The sequence below is a fragment of the Psychrobacter sp. NG254 genome, assembly GCF_015277735.1.
Lineage (GTDB): Bacteria > Pseudomonadota > Gammaproteobacteria > Pseudomonadales > Moraxellaceae > Psychrobacter.
The window spans coordinates 310,795-331,154 of record NZ_JADHDA010000004.1; the positions used below are offsets into that span (position 1 = coordinate 310,795).

Here is a 20,360-nt window from a genome sequence, read left to right on the forward strand (position 1 = left end):
ATGTGCTTGACACTTCCAACTTTGAAATAGAAATCGTCTGTCGTTATCCGCAGTATTATGCTGTAACTAAGCTATACATTGACATTAATCAACTTAATAACGTCGAAAACTTTAGCTTTTCCATTCAATAATGGCTATATTTTATCGCCTTAACGCCTATATTTTAAAGCGTTAAGGTAACTATTTAAAGTTAAGAAGTTATAAATATTCAGGCTTACGACGTACATTATTAACCTGTTCGAATGCATAACCCAGTCGGAATAAATCTGGCTCGTGATATGGCAAAACAATCAGTTCCATACCCACAGGTAAACCATTTTCACTGAATCCGGCAGGGAGACAACTTGAAGGCATCCAAGTCTGTGAAGCGATTAGAGTACTTGATGCTTGCCGTCACGGACATCTTGTTTTGACGGCTTCAGCTTTGAAAGCTGTACTATAGGTTCTTATTTTCTTAGTCATGATAAAATCCTCATTGAGTCGTCAGTTTACCAAGTTTGGTTCTATAGTTTTTTCAGCATAGCTCAGCTGTTGTTTGGTATTCCTACGCGAGTTAAAGCAACACGCGTAGGAGTTTTTTTACGTGCCGATTATCGAGTTGGAGTCACTCGCCAGATGGTATTAGACAGGTCATCTGCAACGATGAGTGCTCCTTTTGGATCCACTGTCACGCCTACCGGTCGACCAAAGGTCTTACCATTTTCACCTTGGAATCCAGTGACAAAATTAACTGGGTCTCCGGCTGGCTTACCGTTGCTAAATGGGACGAACACTACATCATAACCCGCTGGGTCTGAACGGTTCCAGCTACCATGCTCACCAATGAATGCGCCTTCGCTGAACTTGCCGCCCATGGTTGTCGTTGAGAACGCTATGCCCAAAGGAGCTTTGTGCGACCCAAGGCTGTAGTCTGGAGCAATCGCGGCGGCTACCATATCAGGTTGCTCTGGCTTGACCCGCGGATCGACATTTTGTCCCCAATAGCTGTAGGGCCAACCATAAAACTTACCTTCTTGAACTGAGGTCAAGTAATCGGGTACCAGTCGTGGACCGAGCTCATCACGTTCGTTGATCACGGCCCATAACTGGTTAGTGCCAGGCAGGATAGCTAACGCCGTTGGATTACGCAGACCGGTCGCATAAGGTCGGTGAGCACCGCTTTTGGCATCTATCTCCCAAACTCTGGCGCGATCCGCCTCTACATCCAGTCCGTTTTCAGTAATATTGCTGTTGGAACCAATGCCCACGTATAGGAATTGCCCATCCGGACTGGCTGTCATCGCCTTGGTCCAGTGATGATTGACCATGCTAGGCAGATCGGTGAGTTTACGTGGCGGTCCACTAGCGGTGGTCTGTCCGGGCTGATAATCGAACTGCACTACCGCATCCTGATTGGCAACGTACAGTTGGTCTTCGATTAGTGCAAGACCATAAGGCGCATTCAGATTCTCGGCGAATACAGTACGTGTCTCGTAAGTACCATCACCATTACTGTCGCGCAAAAGAGTCAGACGGTTGCCTCCTTTGACGGATGTAGTGCCTTTGGCTTTGAAATAAGTAGCAATAATGTCTTTAGGACGTAGCTTGGGTGCACCACCGCCCTTGCCCTCAGCAATCAGTATGTCGCCATTGGGTAAGACCAGCGTCTGCCGTGGAATCTTAAGGTCAGTGGCAATGGCTGTGATTTTATAGCCTGATGGAACTATGGGTCGGTTATCACCCCAACCTGCTGGCTCAGCGATTTTCAAAGTGGGTAACAGACCGCGTTGGGCTTCGGGCAAGGTCGGGTTGGCACCTAATTGTTCCGCGTCGTTTACATTGTTTTCGCCACATGCGCTTAAGAGAGCAGCGACTAAAAAAGATATTGATAAAATATTGAGTGGTTTCATCTTGCACCTCCAATACGCCAGCTTGTGAGGCCAATCCAGGTTGCGATACAGGCCAGAATGACAGTGATAACGGATAGAATAAGCCCAGTCGGCATACTGGCCCAAACATCCTTTGCATGAATGAATGAATTGAGGATACCCAGTACAAAGGTGGCCAGTAGCAACAGAAAATAAGCCACTGGCGTACCCATGCGCTTATCAGCGCGGACTAGAGATAAAATTGAGCCTAGCAAAGCCAGACCATTGAACACCAGCGCACCTATAAGCATCCAGGAAGCGAAATTCTTCCATTGCAGCTCGTAGCTGGACCAATAGGCATAATCGTTAAGTAAGACTCCGATAAACAGAGGTACTATTCCGGCCAAAAAAAACGCATGCAGCGGGTGCAGCGCGGTGCCGGAGTGTCGGGCAACAGCACTAGTCATGGCGATTTCCTTATTAATGGTAGACGAGGATTCGATTGACCGTACTGATTGTACCGGCCCGAACTACGCATGATGGAATTCAATTCCTATCAAATGAAAACATGGCTTGAAACATACCAAAGCCAAAAGAATTGTTCAATCCTTTTTTAATTATTTAATGAACATAAGCTGGTTATTTTTTCTTTAATAAGTACTAGCCATAGCCTTTCCTAACTCACAAAATCTGAAGTCTAATAATTAGCATGCTCCATCAATAAATTCCAAATACTAACTTCACAGTAAATCATTATATTTATAAACATAAGTATACTAGAATATTACCGCTAAACTTCGTAACTAAAATGTTCCAAGTTAACATCTAACAAATTGACATCAGGGGTCAGATTGTAATAGCATCAGGTATTCCCTTTACTAATATTGCCTATCAACTAAGAATATTCATTCAGGAGCAATCCCATGCAGTGGACTAAACCAGCTTTTCAAGACATCCGTATTGGTTTCGAAATCACGATGTATTTCGAAGCCCGTTAAAATTTGCTAAACTTACATCCAAAAAAAAGCCCTAGATGACTAGGGCTTTTTTTTGAAAATACTGATCTATTTATACTTATGTTTTAGATTCTGCTGCTGATATTATTTTTTTGCCCCAGAGTTGTAATTGCCATAACTATCATGGTATTTGGCTAGGAAGCATACAAGAAAAGACCTGCACCTAATCTTCAATAGCCATATCATAAAATCATATAGATTAGATTTTATTCAATCTATATATTGACATTAGTCAGCAAATATTCGGATTTAAGTCGTTACAGCTAGCACGTCAACTGAGAGGTGCTAGCATCACTAATGTGGTCTTGATAGACAGTCAGCTGGACCATGCGACGAGGTTATTAACTCTATGTGAAGGTTGTCCGATCCCTGTTTGGTGTACTAGAATGGTCTATCAAAATCTAACGACGAGAGTCCCTTTTTTAATATGTTTAAGCACTGGAATGACGGTTTGCAATACCATCAGATTGGTCGTAAACAGACCTTTATAACTGTTGATGTATTTCCTAACAAATCGCTCTATACCAATCCTGAATTAATCTAAAAATTAATATACTTGCATACCTTTTTCACCGCAGTGATAAAACAAGTTTGTCAGTTTCAAATATTTAGGCTCAATTAGACTTTGTTAAGCGATCATAGTCAGCGCAACTAGACTCGATACCATCACTACAAGCTTTATTAAACCACTCTTTTGCTTTAGATAAATCTCTTCGAACGCCTCTACCCTCTTCATACATAATACCTAAGCTATTCTGAGATAAAGAATTGTCTTGTTTCTGGTTTGCTGATTTGAAGTACCACTCGAATGCTTTTTCATAATTTTGGCCAACTCCCACCCCATTCTCATACATATCTCCAATATTATTTTGTGCTCTAGAATACTCTTGATCGCTGGCTCTTAGATACCACTCAAGGGCTTTATTATAATCTTGCGCTACACCTCGTCCATGGTGATACATTAGTCCAACTATAAATTGTGCTTCTACCACTCCCTGATCAGCCGCCCTCTGATACCAATTTAGCGCCTTTGTATAATCTTGATTGACGCCTAAACCATCATAATAAAGCTCAGCTAGGTTATATTGAGCAGAGGCTAACCCTTTTTCAGCAGCTCCCTGATATAACTTGAAAGCCTCATTATAGCTTTGCGGGACACCTTGACCATACTCATATAATGAACCGAGATTATTTTGAGCTTCTATATTTTCCCGTTCGACTGACGTTTTAGTAGTTATAGAGCTGTATGCCAAAATAGACATAGATGTACTTGCCATAAAAATAAGTAGGGTTAATTTGTAAATCCCTTTGTATACTAAATGCTCTATCTTCATGAGGTATCTCGGTTAGGTCAGACTATATCTTATGATCGTAAAACTAATTATGCACTCTAGTGAATACTAGAATGTTTAGCTGTAGGATGATGGTATCAACAGTTTGAGTTATTGAAATAATTCCAGTGTACTTGTGAGTGTACATATGGCTGATATTTCGAGGAAAATAACAGAGATACACCTGATATTGATTGTGTTTCCTATTTCTTAAGATTTTGATAATGTAAGATGTGGAAGGTCAACTTAAATCAAGGCATCAATTCATGGAAATAAAGTATCAAAAAGCTAACCCTTATGGAGAGCTTAGCATCAAGACATTAGAAGATTTTGAACAAATAATACAGTATCGTTTACCAGAGGATTATCGCAAATACCTCCTTGATTTTAATGGCGCAGAGCCTATTAATACTGTTTGCAGTATATCAGATGCTGAAGGCGAAACGAGAATACACAGTATGCTAGGTATACATGACGGTCCTGAATACTGTAGATTAGAATCGAACTTTGGTGATGATAACAGCATAAGAAAGACAGGGTTACTTGCATTTTCTGATGACACATTTGGAAATTATTTTTGTATTTACTTGCTACCCAAACATTATGGTGGAGTGTACTTTTATGATCATGAGTCCTCTTACGCTGATGATATTGATACCCTCATTAGAATAGCTGATAGTTTTGATTGTTTTATTGAGTCCTTAACTTCTGAAGAAGAGTATGAAAACAGCTTAGCGGATACTGATCCAGAGTTTTATGCGAGATTACAGCATGCTAAGAACAATCCTCAAATATAGTTTAGTAGTGTGTATAAAGGTCGATTTTTGATGGTCGCATTCATTTCTACTAATCCATGATCGGTGCGCTATACAGGCTTCGAACTAGAGTCAGATAGCTATAGCTACGTTAGTTTTTAGCAAGTAAATTAAATAAAGCTTTCAGCCCACAGGTCAATGATAATAGGTACTTGGCACAAACCAAAATTCTTTATTTTTCAAGCAAACTATTCATTTTTTCTTGAGATATTAGACCCTTTATACACATATCCGCAAGAAGATCTGTTCTATCATCCTCTCCTTGCTTAATTTGAAATATCAAACAATCAAAATCTTTAGATTTAATAATAGTTAATAATTTTCTTTCAAGAATTAGTGAGAGCTCTTCGGACACTTTGAAATCACTACAAAGCACATAAACCACAAAATCTATAACAAACATTTCCACGTCTGAAAATCCAACTTCAAAACTGTAAGTAACGTAGTCTAGCGCCTTATCATAAGTTAGATCTGTTTCTGGCTTAGAAACTAAGTTTGAGTAAAAACTATCAAGTACACTATGTCTAATATCTGTATAACTTACTGACTGCATAAATTCATCTCCTTGAATTTTAAGGTATACCCTAGCGGAACCATCTATTTTAGCCCTTAAACCTATTAATAGACTACTTAAAACAGACTGATATAATGGAACTACTTATAACAAACTGCTGAACTGTCTTATCTATTACGTTACGCATCATAGAACTATGTGATCTTTATTACAAAGCTAACTAATAGCTTGTACTAAAAATCCTAAAATAGTTACGGGTTGTTTTCTAAACAATTGAATTTATTGAAATTGATATATATATATATATATCTAATACTAAAGCTTATAGGTGTCTCAGTTAAGACTACCAACAGTTTAAATGAGAACTGTTGTACTCAGGATATGTTACACATTAAGGTTCATGAACCATTTGTTTTCCTCTGCACTATAGGGCATTGTTTTTACTACGCAATTACCTCTTTTAACTCGTGAACCTAACTTTAGGTACGCATAATGATAGCGGACAATACCTAATCAATACTATATAAAAACTCAGTATCTAACGTTAATGACTCCTGACCGGTCTGCGCGGCAACGATAATGTCTTATCTGCTGCATCCTTAATATCAACATTATCGAAGCACGCTTTTAATTGAGTTATAAACATCTGAATTAGGAAACTCAGTAGAAATTATTATGATTCTAGGATCATTTGGCGCAAGTTGTTTACTGATGTTTGCCTATCCTGCCAGCCCTTTTGCTCAGCCAAGGAATGTCATAGGCGGGCATGTGATTGCTACTTTCACAGGATTAGCGTTTATGGCGTTATTCGGTATTCACTGGTGGAGTCTGGCAACGGCTGTAGACACTGCTATTGCGTTGATGTTGTTATTTAGAATGCCGCACCCACCTGCTTGCTCCAACCCTTTGATTGTCATGCTGGGCGCAGTAAAGTGGAGTTTTTTAATCACACCGACTTTGCTTGGCGCTATCATTTTAGTAATCGTGGCGCTCATTTATAATAATGTCGGTAAAGACAGACAGTATCCAACGTATTGGTGGTGATGATCTCACATTGATAGAGCGTAAAAAACTGGGCTGATTAGACTTTTACGCTGTATATGGTTCATCTATTGCGATTTTATTGCAGAACAGGGCTTAGCTCATTCATTCTCATTTGTTTCATGCGTAGGCCGATATTGCCCAGTATAAGCATCAGGCCACCAATGATTTGATAGCCTGTCAGCCCCATGTCGAGGAATACCCAGTTGATTACAGCTGCAAAGACAGGAAAAGACAATTCGGCCAAGGTAGCCAGTTGCGCGGGGATGGTTTTCAGACCTTGGTAATAAAACCACATACCAATAAAGCCACTTAGCAAGGCCATGACGACGACAAGGCTCAGATCCACCGGCGTCATCAGCGACAATCCATCTGACTGCACTAAGGCCATGGGCAACAGAACTAACAGCCCAGCAACAAATCGACCCGACATAATGGCATTTGCCGGTATATTCTGATGGGATAGATACTTACCGCACACAGTGGCAGTGCCCCATGCAATCACTGCAATCAGCGTGTAACCGTAGCCTTTGAACAGACTTATCGTATCGCTCGAATAGTGCCATTGAGCATTGCCCAACGTACGTAAATCTGGCCACATCATCACAAAGCTGCCCAGCAAAATTATTGCTGCCCATTGTAGAAATCGCCCTTCAATACGCTCTTTGAGTAACCAATAGGCCAGTAAAATAGCAACGATAGGCTGAAGTTTTTGCAGCAAGATCACGACAGTAGGATTCAAGTAATGGAAAGCCTCGGTAAAAGCCAAGGTACCTACAGCCGAGCCAATGCCGCCGATAAAAAACAAGCTGAAAAATCCGCTGATCGACATATGACGATAAACATGGCGGTAACGCCACAACATAGGACTGACAAATAATACTAGCGTCAGGTGTTCGATAAGAACGATTTGCAAGGTTGAATAACCGGCGCCTAACAACGGGTAGCGGATTAAGGTATCCAATGCCCACGTAAAACACGCGATCATGATAAAAAATGTTCCTGCCATCTTGATTTTCTCCAATCAATAAGATGTACAGGGGTGATGAGAACAAATAGTACCAATCTCTGCGCTTAAAAAAGCACAGATGAAGCCCCTATTGCTAGGCGCATCAAAATCTTGTTCGATCCTTCTATCATCCGGACTGTAAGCGTCGGCTCTGGCATCTCACCAGATCTGCTGACCCTTGTTCATGAGGAAAAAGGCGCTCGCGGGCTGTTTAACTGGATGATGTCACCCAAGAAAAAATACCGCCGGTGGGGAATTTCGCCCCGCCCCGAAGTTCGATTAATGTAAATTTACGCGTCTAATTCTAAACCCATCCGCTTCCTTAGGCAATAATTAACAGGCATTTTAAGCTTATTGAGGGCACAAAATCTGACGGCTTGCCATACCTTTATGCTAACGACAAAGGCTCTAGGGACGGTGTTGAACCGCCCCGCCTATATTGAAGGCTGATTCACTTATATCAAGTGGCCACTAACCTCTCTACATGTCTTTCATAGGCCTTGTTTTGTGCAGCTTACTTGAGCATCAAATGTACAAAGTAAATCCGTGTGCGATATATTTTTATCAGGCTTCTACCTCTTCGTATTTTACTACTTTCAACAGATAACTTTTAGTAATAGATAGTTGAAATGCATCACGTAAAAAATAGCTTTAACTTGAAAGAAAATATCAGTAGCATGAAATAACAACGTGATCAGGAAGATTGATTTTAGGTAGTTCTAGATACCTTTGTTACATGACAGGGAGCAGTCCATGCGATACCCCAATTCCAATACTAGTTTCAACACTGAAAACAGTGCCGTCTACCTCCGCGAAAAATACGACAACTTCATCAATAGTGAATGAATTTCCTACATCGATAGCGAATATTTTGTTAACTCCAGTCCAATCGATGATAAGGCATTTTCAACGGCTAATATATTATTCTTTAAGCCCATCACCCCCTCTTTTATTTTGAGTTTGAGGTACCGGTGATAGTGGTTGATATGAGCTATCCCTCCACATGAATATAAAACGTTTCTGCATTCAAAGTACGTGCTCTAAAAATATGCGTTTTTCATATTGCAGCACCGAAATGACGCAAATAGTTGTATCAAAATAGTGCTTTTCCTACCTGATTTATTGGAAAAGACCGTTTTTCGTATGGCACAGAATTTGCCTTTGCTGAAAGTATGACGATGTTGGTCACGCTTTAACCGAAAAGGGTATGTTGTCTTTACTTATAAAGCACTTAATATATTTTGATAATAGCCTACCAATTTACTATTCATTGGCTGAGCTTCGGAGAACGATATGTCTACAAACGCTAATGGCCAGATAAATGGCGTAGCAGGAAATACTCAGGCTGAAAAAGATTATTTTGCTAAAAGACAACTCAAACAAGGTGCAGTCGGCTGGGTATTATTAATAGGCCTTGGTGTTGCCTACGTTATTTCTGGAGATTTTGCAGGTTGGAACTTTGGGCTTGCTCAGGGTGGTTGGGGCGGGATGTTTGTTGCCACCATCGTGGTCGCTATCATGTACCTTTGTATGTGCTTATCTATGTCAGAAATGGCGACGATGTTACCTACCGCAGGTGGCGGTTATAGCTTTGCACGAACCGCCTTTGGCCCTCTGGGTGGTTATTTAACGGGTACAGCCATTTTAATCGAGTATGCGATTGCACCAGCTGCGATTGCTGTATTCATCGGCGCTTACTGTGAGTCTTTATTTGGCATTGGTGGGTGGATGGTATATCTGGCTTGTTATATTGTCTTTATAGCGATTCACTTGAAAGGTGCTGGCGAAGCTTTAAAAATTATGTTTATTATCACAGCCATTGCTTGTATCGCATTGGGTGTGTTTATAGTAGCCATGATTCCTCATTTCGACAGTAAAAATCTTTTTGATATCGCAGTTGGCAATCAAGCCGGTGCCAGCACCTTCTTACCCTACGGTTATGTCGGAATTTGGGCGGCTGTGCCCTATGCCATTTGGTTCTTTTTAGCCGTTGAAGGCGTACCCTTAGCTGCTGAAGAGGCCAAAGACCCTGCTAAATCATTGCCACGTGGACTGATTGGCTCGATGTTGATACTCGCAACATTCGCCATTCTGATCCTATTTTTAGGACCAGGAGCAGCTGGTGCTGATGCATTGAAGGACTCAGGTGCACCCTTAGTAGACGCTTTGGCTTCTGTGTACGGTAGTAATTCTTGGTTAGCAAGTTTTGTAAATTTTGTTGGCTTGGCGGGTTTAATTGCAAGCTTTTTCTCCATCATTTATGCCTACTCTAGACAGATCTTCGCCTTGTCTCGTGCAGGATATCTACCTAAAAAACTGTCATTAACCAACAATAATAAAGCGCCTTACTTGGCTCTTATTGTTCCTGGAGTTATAGGCTTTCTGTTATCGCTTACCGGTGAAGGTGATTTGCTTATCCTTATGGCTGTGTTTGGTGCAACTGTGTCATATGTTCTCATGATGGCATCTCACATCAAATTACGTCTATCTCGGCCTGACCTTGCTCGCCCTTATAAAACACCTGGTGGGATTTTTACTTCAGGTGTGGCTTTAGTATTGGCATTACTTGCTGTCATAGCAGGGTTAATGGTAGATCCTAAAGTATGGTTTATGGCAGCTGGTATTTATGTCGTACTTATTCTATATTTTGTGATATTTAGTCGGCACCATTTAGTCAGTGGTACACCAGAAGAAGAGTTCGCGCAAATAGAAGCGGCAGCGGATGAATTGAGTTAAAAGCACTAATTATAAAGTCACTGATTATAATGTTATATAAACTCATCAGAAACTTCTCACATGACTTTAAGTTTTAACTTGGTTGAAACTTAAGGTCATGATAATTTGAAATACATAATACATAGTTTCGTTGGCAACTCACATATTAGAACTAATCAATGTGATTACGCAATAAAGGTGGTTAACATGGCATATAAACATACCGTAGGACAGCGAAGCTACCAATTTAAAGACTTAAAAACCTTACTTGCAAAAGCATCACCGAGGCGTTCGGGTGATGAGCTGGCTGGAGTAGCAGCCAGCGATGCAACTGAGCGCGTAGCAGCGCAAATGGCGTTAGCAGACTGCTTATTAACTGATTTTTTAGAGGACTTTTTAATACCCTATGAGACGGATGAAGTCACTCGCCTCATCGTGGCACAGCATGACCCTCAAGCGTTCTCTAAAATAGCTGGCTTTACTGTTGGAGACTTAAGAGACTGGCTGTTGGGAGAGTCAGCGACCACAGAGACCATATTCGAATTAAAATATGCCTTTACACCTGAGATGGTCGCAGCCGTCAGTAAAATAATGCGGGTACAAGATCTTATCTTGGTAGCTAAAAAATGTCGCGTCGTCACTAAATTTCGTAATACCATCGGTCTAGAAGGATCTCTATCTACACGATTACAGCCCAATCATCCAACCGACGATCTATTGGGTATTTCTGCAAGCATCATTGATGGATTGATGTATGGCAATGGGGATGCGGTCATTGGGATTAACCCTGCTACCGATAACATTCAGAACTTGTCTGAACTATTGAAACTACTAGACCATGTAATCTCCGAATATCAAATCCCTACTCAATCTTGCGTTTTAACCCATATCACGTCCGCTATACAGTTAATCAATAAAAATGTACCTGTCGATTTGGTTTTCCAGTCCATCACAGGTAGTGAAAAAGCGAATACCAGCTATGGCATAAACTTAGCGATGTTAAGAGAAGGCTATGACGCTGCCACGAGTCTTAATCGTGGCAGCGTCGGTCAAAACGTCATGTATTTTGAGACAGGTCAAGGTAGTGCGTTATCCAGTAATGCTAACTTTGGCGCTGATCAGCAGACGCTTGAGGCCAGAGCTTATGCGGTGGCTAGAGAGTTTAACCCTTTGTTGGTTAATACCGTGGTTGGTTTCATCGGGCCTGAGTATCTCTTCGATGGTAAACAAATCATTCGAGCAGGATTAGAAGATCATTTTTGTGGCAAGCTGCTTGGCGTACCCATGGGGTGTGATATTTGTTATACCAATCACGCTGATGCCGATCAGGATGATATGGATACGTTACTGACGTTGCTTGCCAATGCTGGCATTAACTTCATCATGGGCATTCCGGGCTCAGATGATGTCATGCTCAACTATCAGACGACTTCATTTCATGACGCTCTATATATTAGACAACTTCTTGGTCTCTCCCCTGCCCCTGAATTTGCGCTTTGGCTGAGTAATAACGATATCTATACTCAATCTGGCAATAGCATTAATTGGTCAGATAAACCATCAGCCTTACTGTCGGGGATAATGGGTAGTAAGCTTACTTAAGCGAGAGTATAGAAAACGTCGATACACTATAAAGAGAAATGCTATGTCCATTGATTACTCACAAAATAAGACATCATTGACTGTCAAAGATCCTGTCAAATCGAATACAAACAGTGCTAGTGATTTAGTGCATTTAGACCCTTGGGAGAAGTTAAAACAATACACAGACTCTAGAATTGCTTTAGGACGTGTAGGTTGTAGCGTCCCTACTAAGCTTTTGCTGAAGTTTCAGCTTGACCACGCTGAGGCAAAAGATGCTGTATTGCAGGATTTGGATGTTGATTCTTTAATTGTGAAGCTGTCTGAACATTGCCGCTCCTCTATAGTCGAGATAGATTTAAAACTGGTTACAGATGGGTTAGATCATATAAATAGCCAAGACGATCAGATGAGTGATAGCTTGACCGTATTGAGAGTCACGAGCCAAGCACAAGATAAATCTGAATATCTTAAACGGCCAGATTGGGGAAGACTGCTTAGTATCGAATCTGCTAAGCAATTGGAGACATTTGGTCAGGACAAGTCTTACGATGTTGCTATTGTTATGGGAGATGGCTTATCAGCGAGAGCAATAGCCGAGAATGCTTCCAAACTGGTGGCAGAGCTCATCTCGCTTTTTAAGGAGAAAAGTTGGACTATCGCACCCTTAGTCATTGCGACAGGTAGCCGTGTCGCTTTAGGTGATGAGGTAGCAGAGCGTCTTCATGCCAAAATGCTGGTCATGCTGATTGGAGAGCGACCAGGTTTGAGCTCTCCTGATAGCTTAGGTATTTACTATACTTGGGACGCTCAATCTTCGAGTCATGATGCTATGAGAAACTGCATCTCTAATGTGCGCAGTGCTGGCCTGCCAACCAGAGTGGCGGCAAGTCGTCTCTTAGCATTAATGGAGAAGTCTTATGAGCTTAAGCTATCTGGGGTTGAGCTAAAAGATGAGCAGGAACTACCGGTATTAGATCAGGGTCAAACAGCGATCAAGCTACTGTGATGAAGCAAAAAAAACCTTTTAGGCTAACTAACAGCCTAAAAGGTTTCTTCTATAGTCATATCTACATAAATCCGCTACATCGCCATCCTCGTTAACCATACTACTGTATAGCTGCACTCGATTGACTTATATCGAAATTACTCGAACTCAATTATCTGTTGATTTAATAGTCAACGGTATAGCTTAGGCCATAAGTCGTGCCTGCTGCAGGTAAACGGTTCAGATCACCATACGTGGTCTGATGATAAACTGTTAAATAGTCTTTATTGAGCAAGTTATAAACCCCATAACCTACTCGGCCTACTGGCATCTCTACTTGTCCCAACACATCAAGTGTCATATAACCCGTAACTGGCAATGCACTAGAATCAGGGTCTTTTTGTTGATCTTTAGAGGCTCTGTCATCACCGCCAACGGCCAATGCTTGCAGACGTATATTGCTGCCTTCATCAAAGTTATACTGAGCAAATGCGGTGCCTTTTAGTGGTGTTAGGCGTACAGCATCCAGCTCCAGCCAATCACCATTATAGTCATATTGACCACGGGTATATGCCACACTACCACCTACTTGCCACTGATCGCTAAGGTCATGAGTAAGTGAACCTTCTACGCCATAAACACGCTCATCAGTATCTACAACCTCGACAGTATAGCTGTCTGTAAAGCGCACTACTTTATCTGATTCGTTATAAAAACCGCTCAAACGTGCTGCTGTATCACCGTGTTTGCCCTGCCAACCAAACTCGTAGTTATTGGTTGCAATCGGTTGAACATTGTCTGAATTAACCACGAAACCGGCACGCACATCACGCAGTGCTCGCTGTATATCTGCAGTGTCAAGACCTTGTGAAAAATTGGCAAACAATTGATCTTTCGGTGTTATCTGATAGCTGGTACCAAGATTGAAAAGTACTTTGTCATGGTCTGTGTTGCCTTTTTCTACGTCGCCTGCTTGATAGTCAATGCCATAAGCATCGCTTATGTTACTGATAGCAGGGTTATTGAAGTACTCTTCAAGCAGTTGTTCATAAATGGGCGTAAAGGTATCAGTCTCAGATTTTAGCTTTTGATAACGCACACCAGCACTGGTATGCCACTTATCGGTCAAGTCAACATCTGCATTGACAAAAGCACCCCATTTATCGATGGTGGTATCTGGCCCACCATTATAAGTAAGCCCATTGGTTTGGGCGGTCAAGCCATTACTAGCAAGAAATATATTTAAGTCTTGACCATAATAGGTCTGCTCACTGTTTTCGCGTTCGACATCCACACCATAACTAAACAGTGTGTTCTTGCCTGCGATTTCAGTTTCAGTTTGCATGGCTGCTCGCAAACCCATTACTTCGATGTCAGCTTCTGATTGAGTGACGACGACTGCACCGCCTAGTAATTTTTTTAGCGTACTCTCATCGGTAAGGCCATTAGCCACCCAGACTTCGCCCGCTTGTTCAGGGAAATCTTTACCAGAAGGGTAAAAACGGCCTTTTTCATCTCTATAATAGCCCGTTACACTTAAGCTAGACCCTGAACCCACGAAGTCATCATCACTATAATTTAAATTCACGGAGCTTTTTTCGGTATAAGGCTGGTTTTCTACGTTGGCACCATCGATGGCTTTCAAAGACGGTGGTGCATCCTTAGGTTTTAACAAGACCTGTAAATTATCACCATAATCTGGGCCGTAGTCAGTGTCTTGCTTATCTTTATAATAAGTCGCTGCGAGATCAAGACGTTGGGTATCCGTTAGCTCTATACCTAAGCTACCATTCACACTTAGTGATTCGGTATCTTGTTGATCCGTTTGGTTGACATCTGGGCTAACTCGGTCACCTTTGCTATCAAACTTGCCACCTTTGGTCTCATAATCAACATCTAAGCGTCCATAAGCTCGCTCGCCGCCATATCCTAAGGTTTGCCCTACATTATAGCCAAATGAATCTGAGTCAAAGTCGCGGCTACTACTAACGCCCACTCTGGTTTGTCTAATAGGGCCATAACCCACCAGAGATTTAGTCACAAGGTTAATTAGACCACCTGACGCGCCAGCACCATAGATACTAGTGGCACCCGAAAGCACCTCTACCCGCTCAAGCTGTGACGTATCAATACTGTTAAGCTCACGTGAAAGACTGCGTGAACCGCTTAATGGCACACCATTTAGCAAAAACTGTACTGGACGGCCATGCATGGTGGTGCCGTAGTTACTGGTCGAACCACTACTGGTACCCAAGCTCGGAATCAGCTGTGCCAAGATGTCACCAGTGGTACGGTTGCCCGTCGCCTGCATCTGAATCTCGCTTTCAGTAATTACTTGCGTGACGGCTGGCATCTCACTAATCTTCTGAGCCAGCGCCGTACCCGTTCTGGCTTTAGCCGTGACATTGATAGTGTCTAAAGTCACATTAGGTGTCTCATCTGACGACGAGTTTGCTGCTGAGTTTGACGTCAGTTCTGTCGAAGCCTGCACATCTAATAGGGCATCCGCTTCATTGACATTGGTTTGAGCATACAGTTGCTGGCTAATACAAAGGGTGAGAACAGATAGAGCAACTTGATGATGGCTTTTCATGATTATTTCACTTATGTTATTTCACTTAGTTGGATAGATAGACAGTGGTATGAGTCATATTTAGCTAATGATACTGTGTGTACTAACTTTGTGAAGCACATTCTAAATGATAATCATTTCTATTTCTATATATATTTATATATTGCTAGTAAGTAATGCTCTGTGACAATCGTAAGTTTAACTGTCTATCGTGTATTTGACGAGCTATTAAACATTTCATCTAATGCGTTATGAGTATAGGCCTCAAAAAACATCTGAAACTTTATCTCATCTGCTTTGTGCTTTTTTTGGCAATCTGGTAATAACTTCTGCGCTACATCAACAGACAATATGAATACGCCATCATTATCCATCATAGCGATATCACCTGAACGAATCGTCGTGGTCTGCTCACCAAAGCGATAGGCAATATCGGATGCTAGCGTGCCTTGTATGTGATCGCTTTTAAATGTGGTCACAGCACTGATACCTTGTGCAAATACAGAGAAGCCCAGCTGCTGAATTTGTACCGAGTCCGTTGCCTGTCCAATGACAATGACGGCGGATAGCTTCTCATAGATAGCTGCGCAAGTGCGTAATGCCCCCCAACATGCCTTGATGCCTAATACCTGAGCATCAATACATAACACATCGTTAGGCGTTGCTTGAATCAATGCTTGGTTGATTACATCTGTATTGTCCGAGATTAGTTGCACCGTCAACACTCGGCCGACTATAGTATTTGTGCAAGGATTAAGCGGTTTTATATCTGGTAAATACCCTTTCCCAGTCAGATGACCAATGGTAGAAGTACCTATCTCTTTATAACTGTCTATAAGTTCGCGAATATCAATATCATTCATTATGTTCTCATTATGGTATTTCATAATTTTAACCACTATTCTTGACACGCTTGAATGGGTTGATCGTTTTACTTTCTCCAGCTGGCATGCTGCCATGAGGATCAGAACCACGCCCAATCACAGGCAATAGCAATGTTTTATGCGGGTAATGTGAACTGTTTAATAACCCATCACGGAGTATCTGACGCTGATCATCATCAAAATCGATAGTCACTAAGGATTCCTCGATACTAGTCATTGCCTCGTGCCACAGAGTCTCTTCATTGATATGATAGTGCTCAACCAATGACTCGATAATCGCCCGAAGATTAACCAGTAACCCTAGCGACTGTAGATAAAATATCAGCGCTTTCGGCGTCTCTCGATATAGACGATTTTTAAAACCTGGTGGGCTCAGATATTCAGGATCTGCTATTTTATGGCGTGCCAGCCATGGTGGATAGATACGTACGGAATCATGATCACGTAATAACAGACTGGTAAAACGATTGTCTTTTAATACGATAACAATATTTTGCCCGTGCATCTCGGGCGCAAACCCTAGGCGTAAGCAGCGAAGCATCGTCCCCAAAAACATATCGCAAAGACTTTTAAAGCACGCTATGACAGCGAGTTTCTTATTCTTTGGCGAGCCTTCTTGAAAGCTGTTTTGGCTAGTACTATGAATGCCCTCCTGAGCAATCCCGTCAAAAATGTGATGGCTGACACCTTGCTTATAGACCAACATGCCCAAGCTTGCCATGGGTAACAGTTGAATCGTATCGTCACAAAGATCTGCTGGCAGTTGACGTAGCATCGCGCCTAAATGCGTGGGTTTTTCTTGATAAAAATAAGGATTGATAGCGCTTTTATCATGCAAATGAGAGGGCAACATATAACCCCACCACAGACGTTCATCCCATAACCGTAGCTGTGCTGATAGCTCAGGGTCTAACGTTCTTGCCTGCATCAATATGGCTTGGTTTTTTTCACCATTGATCAGCTTGAGGGCTGGCAAGTAACGCTTTGAGTTCAGTGCATACACACCTATAGGCAGCTTAATGCTATTTGGTGTATCAGCATCAATTAACATACTGCGCATGGATGAGCTGGCATAAGTGATGAGCGTATCAAACTTGAGGGCGACAACTGTGCCATTGGTAAGATCCTCAGCATACATGTCATCAATCACATGAGTCATTTGCCAAGGGTGTACGGGCATCGCAATGTGCGTCTCCGCTATGCCTTTGTCATCTAGCTCTCGCATCAAACTCTGCTGCTGCGTAGTATCCAAAAGATATTTCGCTGGATTTTGCGTTGTTGTGTCTTGAACATGCTCTGCCACCATGACATGGCTTTTGGCAATGGCGACCCATACCAGCGTAATGGGCTGGTTAAACTCTGCCATATAGCGTTTATATTCTTGTGCAGTAAAACCCAACTTGCCCTTTGCCAATGGATGAAACGGACGATCCATCAGTGAGGCCCACTGCTCCGCCGCAATCAAGGTTTGATGCCAATGCGGGTGCTGACACACTGTAGTTGTGATATTTGCCGCTGCTGACTGTTGCTGCGCTATAAAGGAAGCCTTTAAGCTTTCTTTTAACTTTAAGACACCGACATCAGACAACGTAGCACTATCCATCATTGATAAAAACATATCTAACAACTGCTGTGGTGAGCCTACTGGCTCTAGCAAAGCGCTATCTACATGACGCTTGCTATTAAGGTTATGTATGACAGGCAGACAAGATTTAGATAATCGCCACGGTGAAGCGTAAGCAGGCTCTACCAGTAGTAACAACTGTCTATTTTGACTAACCTGCATCACCATCAATGAGTTATCTTGGTCAAAGAAGTCTTGATACTGCTGTGGCAGTGACGCTAAAAGTAGCGACGCTAAAAATTGATGCGCGTCTTGAGCTTGTGACGTTTTATGATTTGCCAAATACTCATGGATGGTTGTCACTTGAATAAGGTGCTCATCCACCCACTGCTCTAATAAGAAACACTCTACCAAATGGTTAATCAGCGACCATTGAACAGCCTCGACATCTAGCTCAGGGTTTGCATCAAGGTGGCTGTTTTTCGCAGAATTTTGTACAGGAAATAATGTATGCATCGTCTTACCCCTGACTTTTAAACAATGGGTTATTGATGTATTTAATCGGGAATGCTTTATCTCCGAATAATCGGCGCTTAGCCAATGACTCAATGCGCGTTTGTTCAGCGAATACATCAAACAAGTCGAACCGTACTTGATGCTCTGGATGAGAGGTTTGATAGTCGGTCACGCAGTCAGCGACCTGTTGCCAAAACGCCACTTCAGCATAGTGATAATGCGTCTGCATAAAAATCGCAATATCTGACAACGCCACAAAGAATAAGCAAGCAACCGTCATATCCCGAATGCCATCTGTATCTTCGGTCTCGATGAACGAGCCTCTATTTAAGGCTGCATGTGCAGGTGGCAAGCTATAAAAGTCTGGACGCAAGTGTTGTTGGGTTAAGTGCTCAGGTGAATAGCGAACCCCGTCATGCAAATCTTTTAATAAGACTTTTACAGGATAACCATCTTCATGTACCAAGATGATGTTTTGCGCATGGCACTCTAATGCCACACCATAACCAAATAGAATATGTAGTAAAGGGGTGACAGTGACCTTAATTAACTGCGCAATCCATGTCTCTACACCATATTTATCAAGCCAAGATGCTATCAGATGCGAGCCATCAGCATTGACATAACTGACACCATTGAGCGGAAATGCTGTTTGACTTTTTGATAGATACTGACTAACGTTTTCTCGCCAAATCGCAGCCAGCCCGCCATACATATTTGGATGCTGGTAGCCGCGTGTGCGTAACGCCTCATGGTCTAAACTGACACCAACGGTCTCACCCAAAAATGCAATGGGTAATACTTGAGCTGTCTGGTCATCTGCAATCAATTGATTTAACCAAGTAGTAACAACAGCGGCATTCATCACGGTATGCTTTGCTAATATCCGCGTGCTTGAGGTGTTAATCAGATGCATACTTAGCTTTAGGTATGCTTTGTTATTACTGGCGTCAGTATCACTAAGCATCGTCAATGAGCGAATAGACTGCTGAGCGCGGTACTGATGACCCGCACTACCTAAGTAGATAACTTCTTGCGTGGCAATCAGTGGTTGTAATGCTTGAATTAAGGTATTTTGCCATTGCCAAGGGTGTGCAGGTATTAGGCAATAATTATTAGCCGTCTCATTTGTGCTTGTAAGTACTTCTGTGAGTTTGGCATTAAGTGCATCAAATTCACTAGTACCCACATAATCTTTCACCCATTCATTTATATCGATGCCGGTAGTGGTATTGCTCACCAGTAGCTGTTTTTTGACCGCCAACCACACGACGTCGATGTTTTGATCAAACTCTGGGCCATAGTCATAGTTGTCTTGCAAATCAAAACCAATACGAGATTTAAAGCACGGATGATAAGGATGCCCTGCCGTCAAATAGCCTTCGAGTTGCTCATAAGTGAGCTTATCAATAGGCACAGGTATGTTAGAAGCCAGTATCTGAGATTGTGTTTCGTTCACTAAGGTATGACGCAGCTCTTTGATAAAGCTGTCTTTGAGTTCTGCACCTTCAATGTTGAGCAAGATATCACTGATTACATGCTCAAGAATGGCGTCTTGGGCAACACCATTAACCACTCGCTGTACATTCAAGTCATTTAAACGGATGATGTCAAAACTGTAATGAATATAACCTTGCGCGGTATAACAGACATCATCACCTACTTTGATAATAAAATTCAGCAGCGCCTCATTATCAGCACTGTCGTGAGCAGTGTTCGCACTTTCAGATTCAAACTCAATGATATTTTCATACAACAATGCTTGTAGCAATTGCTTAATCACTCGTTGCTCAGCGCGTGCCATGATTTTATAATCGACAGGCGCTTGCCACGGTTTAGTTGCATAAGTAACGTCAGTACTATGATGACTATTATTGTTTTTGGTAGAGTTTGCTAGATTATTGGACATAGATATAAGCTTCCTGTCTGAAAATTGAATCAAATAAAAGTATGAATTTAGACGCATT

At 42.0% G+C, this 20,360-nt stretch carries 15 protein-coding genes, 1 pseudogene and 1 riboswitch; of the genes and pseudogenes, 7 read left to right on the forward strand and 9 right to left on the reverse strand.

Features of this window, described 5'->3' with window-relative positions; genetic code table 11:
- Positions 1 to 590: 590 nt before the first annotated feature.
- Complete coding sequence (locus tag IP510_RS08690) at positions 591 to 1,889, reverse strand: PQQ-dependent sugar dehydrogenase (protein ID WP_194364388.1); 1,299 nt, start codon at positions 1,887 to 1,889, stop codon at positions 591 to 593.
- Entirely contained in the window at positions 1,886 to 2,314 is a 429-nt protein-coding gene (locus IP510_RS08695) for a DUF2231 domain-containing protein (RefSeq protein WP_194364389.1), read from the reverse strand. The genes IP510_RS08690 and IP510_RS08695 overlap by 4 nt, the downstream gene beginning before the upstream one ends.
- A gap of 456 nt (positions 2,315 to 2,770) precedes the next feature.
- On the opposite strand from IP510_RS08695, the gene pqqA reads away from it, so the two are divergent.
- Both pqqA and IP510_RS13910 read left to right on the forward strand, forming a co-directional pair.
- Positions 2,771 to 2,845, forward strand: coding sequence for a pyrroloquinoline quinone precursor peptide PqqA (gene pqqA, locus IP510_RS08700; RefSeq protein WP_075107140.1), 75 nt, complete (start codon positions 2,771 to 2,773; stop codon positions 2,843 to 2,845).
- Positions 2,846 to 2,913: 68 nt separating this feature from the next.
- Positions 2,914 to 3,374, forward strand: a pseudogene (locus IP510_RS13910) (MBL fold metallo-hydrolase); the annotation flags it as partial.
- Between the two features lie 103 nt (positions 3,375 to 3,477).
- Here IP510_RS13910 and IP510_RS08710 read toward each other — a convergent pair.
- On the reverse strand, positions 3,478 to 4,197 hold the full coding sequence (locus IP510_RS08710) for a tetratricopeptide repeat protein (protein WP_194364390.1): 720 nt from the start codon (positions 4,195 to 4,197) through the stop codon (positions 3,478 to 3,480).
- A gap of 263 nt (positions 4,198 to 4,460) precedes the next feature.
- Between IP510_RS08710 and IP510_RS08715 the strand changes: the two genes are divergently transcribed.
- Positions 4,461 to 4,991: an SMI1/KNR4 family protein gene (locus IP510_RS08715; RefSeq protein WP_194364391.1), complete on the forward strand. Its 531-nt coding sequence runs from the start codon at positions 4,461 to 4,463 to the stop codon at positions 4,989 to 4,991.
- Positions 4,992 to 5,181: 190 nt separating this feature from the next.
- Here IP510_RS08715 and IP510_RS08720 read toward each other — a convergent pair whose 3' ends face one another.
- Complete coding sequence (locus IP510_RS08720; RefSeq protein ID WP_068408622.1) at positions 5,182 to 5,562, reverse strand: hypothetical protein; 381 nt, start codon at positions 5,560 to 5,562, stop codon at positions 5,182 to 5,184.
- 636 nt (positions 5,563 to 6,198) lie between these two features.
- Here IP510_RS08720 and IP510_RS08725 point away from each other — a divergent pair.
- On the forward strand, positions 6,199 to 6,567 hold the full coding sequence (locus tag IP510_RS08725; RefSeq protein ID WP_194364392.1) for an HPP family protein: 369 nt from the start codon (positions 6,199 to 6,201) through the stop codon (positions 6,565 to 6,567).
- A gap of 76 nt (positions 6,568 to 6,643) precedes the next feature.
- On the opposite strand, the gene IP510_RS08730 is transcribed toward IP510_RS08725, so the two are convergent.
- Positions 6,644 to 7,573 carry a DMT family transporter gene (locus IP510_RS08730; RefSeq protein ID WP_194364393.1) on the reverse strand — a complete coding sequence of 310 codons (930 nt, stop codon included), beginning with the start codon at positions 7,571 to 7,573 and terminating at the stop codon, positions 6,644 to 6,646.
- A gap of 114 nt (positions 7,574 to 7,687) precedes the next feature.
- A riboswitch (FMN riboswitch) is annotated at positions 7,688 to 7,853 on the reverse strand.
- A 1,013-nt stretch (positions 7,854 to 8,866) separates the two neighbouring features.
- On the opposite strand from IP510_RS08730, the gene eat reads away from it, so the two are divergent.
- From eat to eutC, 3 genes are all read left to right on the forward strand, one after another.
- The gene (gene eat / locus IP510_RS08735) at positions 8,867 to 10,309 is read left to right on the forward strand and encodes an ethanolamine permease (protein ID WP_194364394.1); all 1,443 of its coding nucleotides are present in this window, start codon (positions 8,867 to 8,869) and stop codon (positions 10,307 to 10,309) included.
- Between the two features lie 186 nt (positions 10,310 to 10,495).
- Positions 10,496 to 11,890, forward strand: a complete 1,395-nt coding sequence (locus IP510_RS08740; RefSeq protein ID WP_194364395.1) for an ethanolamine ammonia-lyase subunit EutB — start codon at positions 10,496 to 10,498, stop codon at positions 11,888 to 11,890.
- A gap of 43 nt (positions 11,891 to 11,933) precedes the next feature.
- Positions 11,934 to 12,878 (forward strand): ethanolamine ammonia-lyase subunit EutC, encoded by a 945-nt coding sequence (gene eutC, locus IP510_RS08745; protein WP_194364396.1) that lies wholly within the window; start codon positions 11,934 to 11,936, stop codon positions 12,876 to 12,878.
- Positions 12,879 to 13,041: 163 nt separating this feature from the next.
- On the opposite strand, the gene IP510_RS08750 is transcribed toward eutC, so the two are convergent.
- From IP510_RS08750 to IP510_RS08765, 4 genes are all read right to left on the reverse strand, one after another.
- The gene (locus tag IP510_RS08750) at positions 13,042 to 15,450 is read right to left on the reverse strand and encodes a TonB-dependent receptor (RefSeq protein ID WP_194364397.1); all 2,409 of its coding nucleotides are present in this window, start codon (positions 15,448 to 15,450) and stop codon (positions 13,042 to 13,044) included.
- A 185-nt stretch (positions 15,451 to 15,635) separates the two neighbouring features.
- Positions 15,636 to 16,292 (reverse strand): RraA family protein, encoded by a 657-nt coding sequence (locus tag IP510_RS08755; protein WP_194364398.1) that lies wholly within the window; start codon positions 16,290 to 16,292, stop codon positions 15,636 to 15,638.
- Between the two features lie 28 nt (positions 16,293 to 16,320).
- Positions 16,321 to 18,393: an IucA/IucC family protein gene (locus tag IP510_RS08760; protein WP_194364399.1), complete on the reverse strand. Its 2,073-nt coding sequence runs from the start codon at positions 18,391 to 18,393 to the stop codon at positions 16,321 to 16,323.
- A 4-nt stretch (positions 18,394 to 18,397) separates the two neighbouring features.
- Positions 18,398 to 20,302: an IucA/IucC family protein gene (locus tag IP510_RS08765; RefSeq protein ID WP_194364400.1), complete on the reverse strand. Its 1,905-nt coding sequence runs from the start codon at positions 20,300 to 20,302 to the stop codon at positions 18,398 to 18,400.
- Between the last annotated feature and the right edge of the window lie 58 nt (positions 20,303 to 20,360).

Excerpts from the sequence above, each read along its gene's own strand:
- IP510_RS08690 (WP_194364388.1), bottom strand. The coding sequence starts at position 1,889 with ATGAAACCACTCAATATTTTATCAATATCTTTTTTAGTCGCTGCTCTC.
- IP510_RS08695 (WP_194364389.1), bottom strand. The coding sequence starts at position 2,314 with ATGACTAGTGCTGTTGCCCGACACTCCGGCACCGCGCTGCACCCGCTG.
- IP510_RS08710 (WP_194364390.1), bottom strand. The coding sequence starts at position 4,197 with ATGAAGATAGAGCATTTAGTATACAAAGGGATTTACAAATTAACCCTA.
- IP510_RS08715 (WP_194364391.1), top strand. The coding sequence starts at position 4,461 with ATGGAAATAAAGTATCAAAAAGCTAACCCTTATGGAGAGCTTAGCATC.
- IP510_RS08720 (WP_068408622.1), bottom strand. The coding sequence starts at position 5,562 with ATGCAGTCAGTAAGTTATACAGATATTAGACATAGTGTACTTGATAGT.
- IP510_RS08725 (WP_194364392.1), top strand. The coding sequence starts at position 6,199 with ATGATTCTAGGATCATTTGGCGCAAGTTGTTTACTGATGTTTGCCTAT.
- IP510_RS08730 (WP_194364393.1), bottom strand. The coding sequence starts at position 7,573 with ATGGCAGGAACATTTTTTATCATGATCGCGTGTTTTACGTGGGCATTG.
- eat (WP_194364394.1), top strand. The coding sequence starts at position 8,867 with ATGTCTACAAACGCTAATGGCCAGATAAATGGCGTAGCAGGAAATACT.
- IP510_RS08740 (WP_194364395.1), top strand. The coding sequence starts at position 10,496 with ATGGCATATAAACATACCGTAGGACAGCGAAGCTACCAATTTAAAGAC.
- eutC (WP_194364396.1), top strand. The coding sequence starts at position 11,934 with ATGTCCATTGATTACTCACAAAATAAGACATCATTGACTGTCAAAGAT.
- IP510_RS08750 (WP_194364397.1), bottom strand. The coding sequence starts at position 15,450 with ATGAAAAGCCATCATCAAGTTGCTCTATCTGTTCTCACCCTTTGTATT.
- IP510_RS08755 (WP_194364398.1), bottom strand. The coding sequence starts at position 16,292 with ATGAATGATATTGATATTCGCGAACTTATAGACAGTTATAAAGAGATA.
- IP510_RS08760 (WP_194364399.1), bottom strand. The coding sequence starts at position 18,393 with ATGCATACATTATTTCCTGTACAAAATTCTGCGAAAAACAGCCACCTT.
- IP510_RS08765 (WP_194364400.1), bottom strand. The coding sequence starts at position 20,302 with ATGTCCAATAATCTAGCAAACTCTACCAAAAACAATAATAGTCATCAT.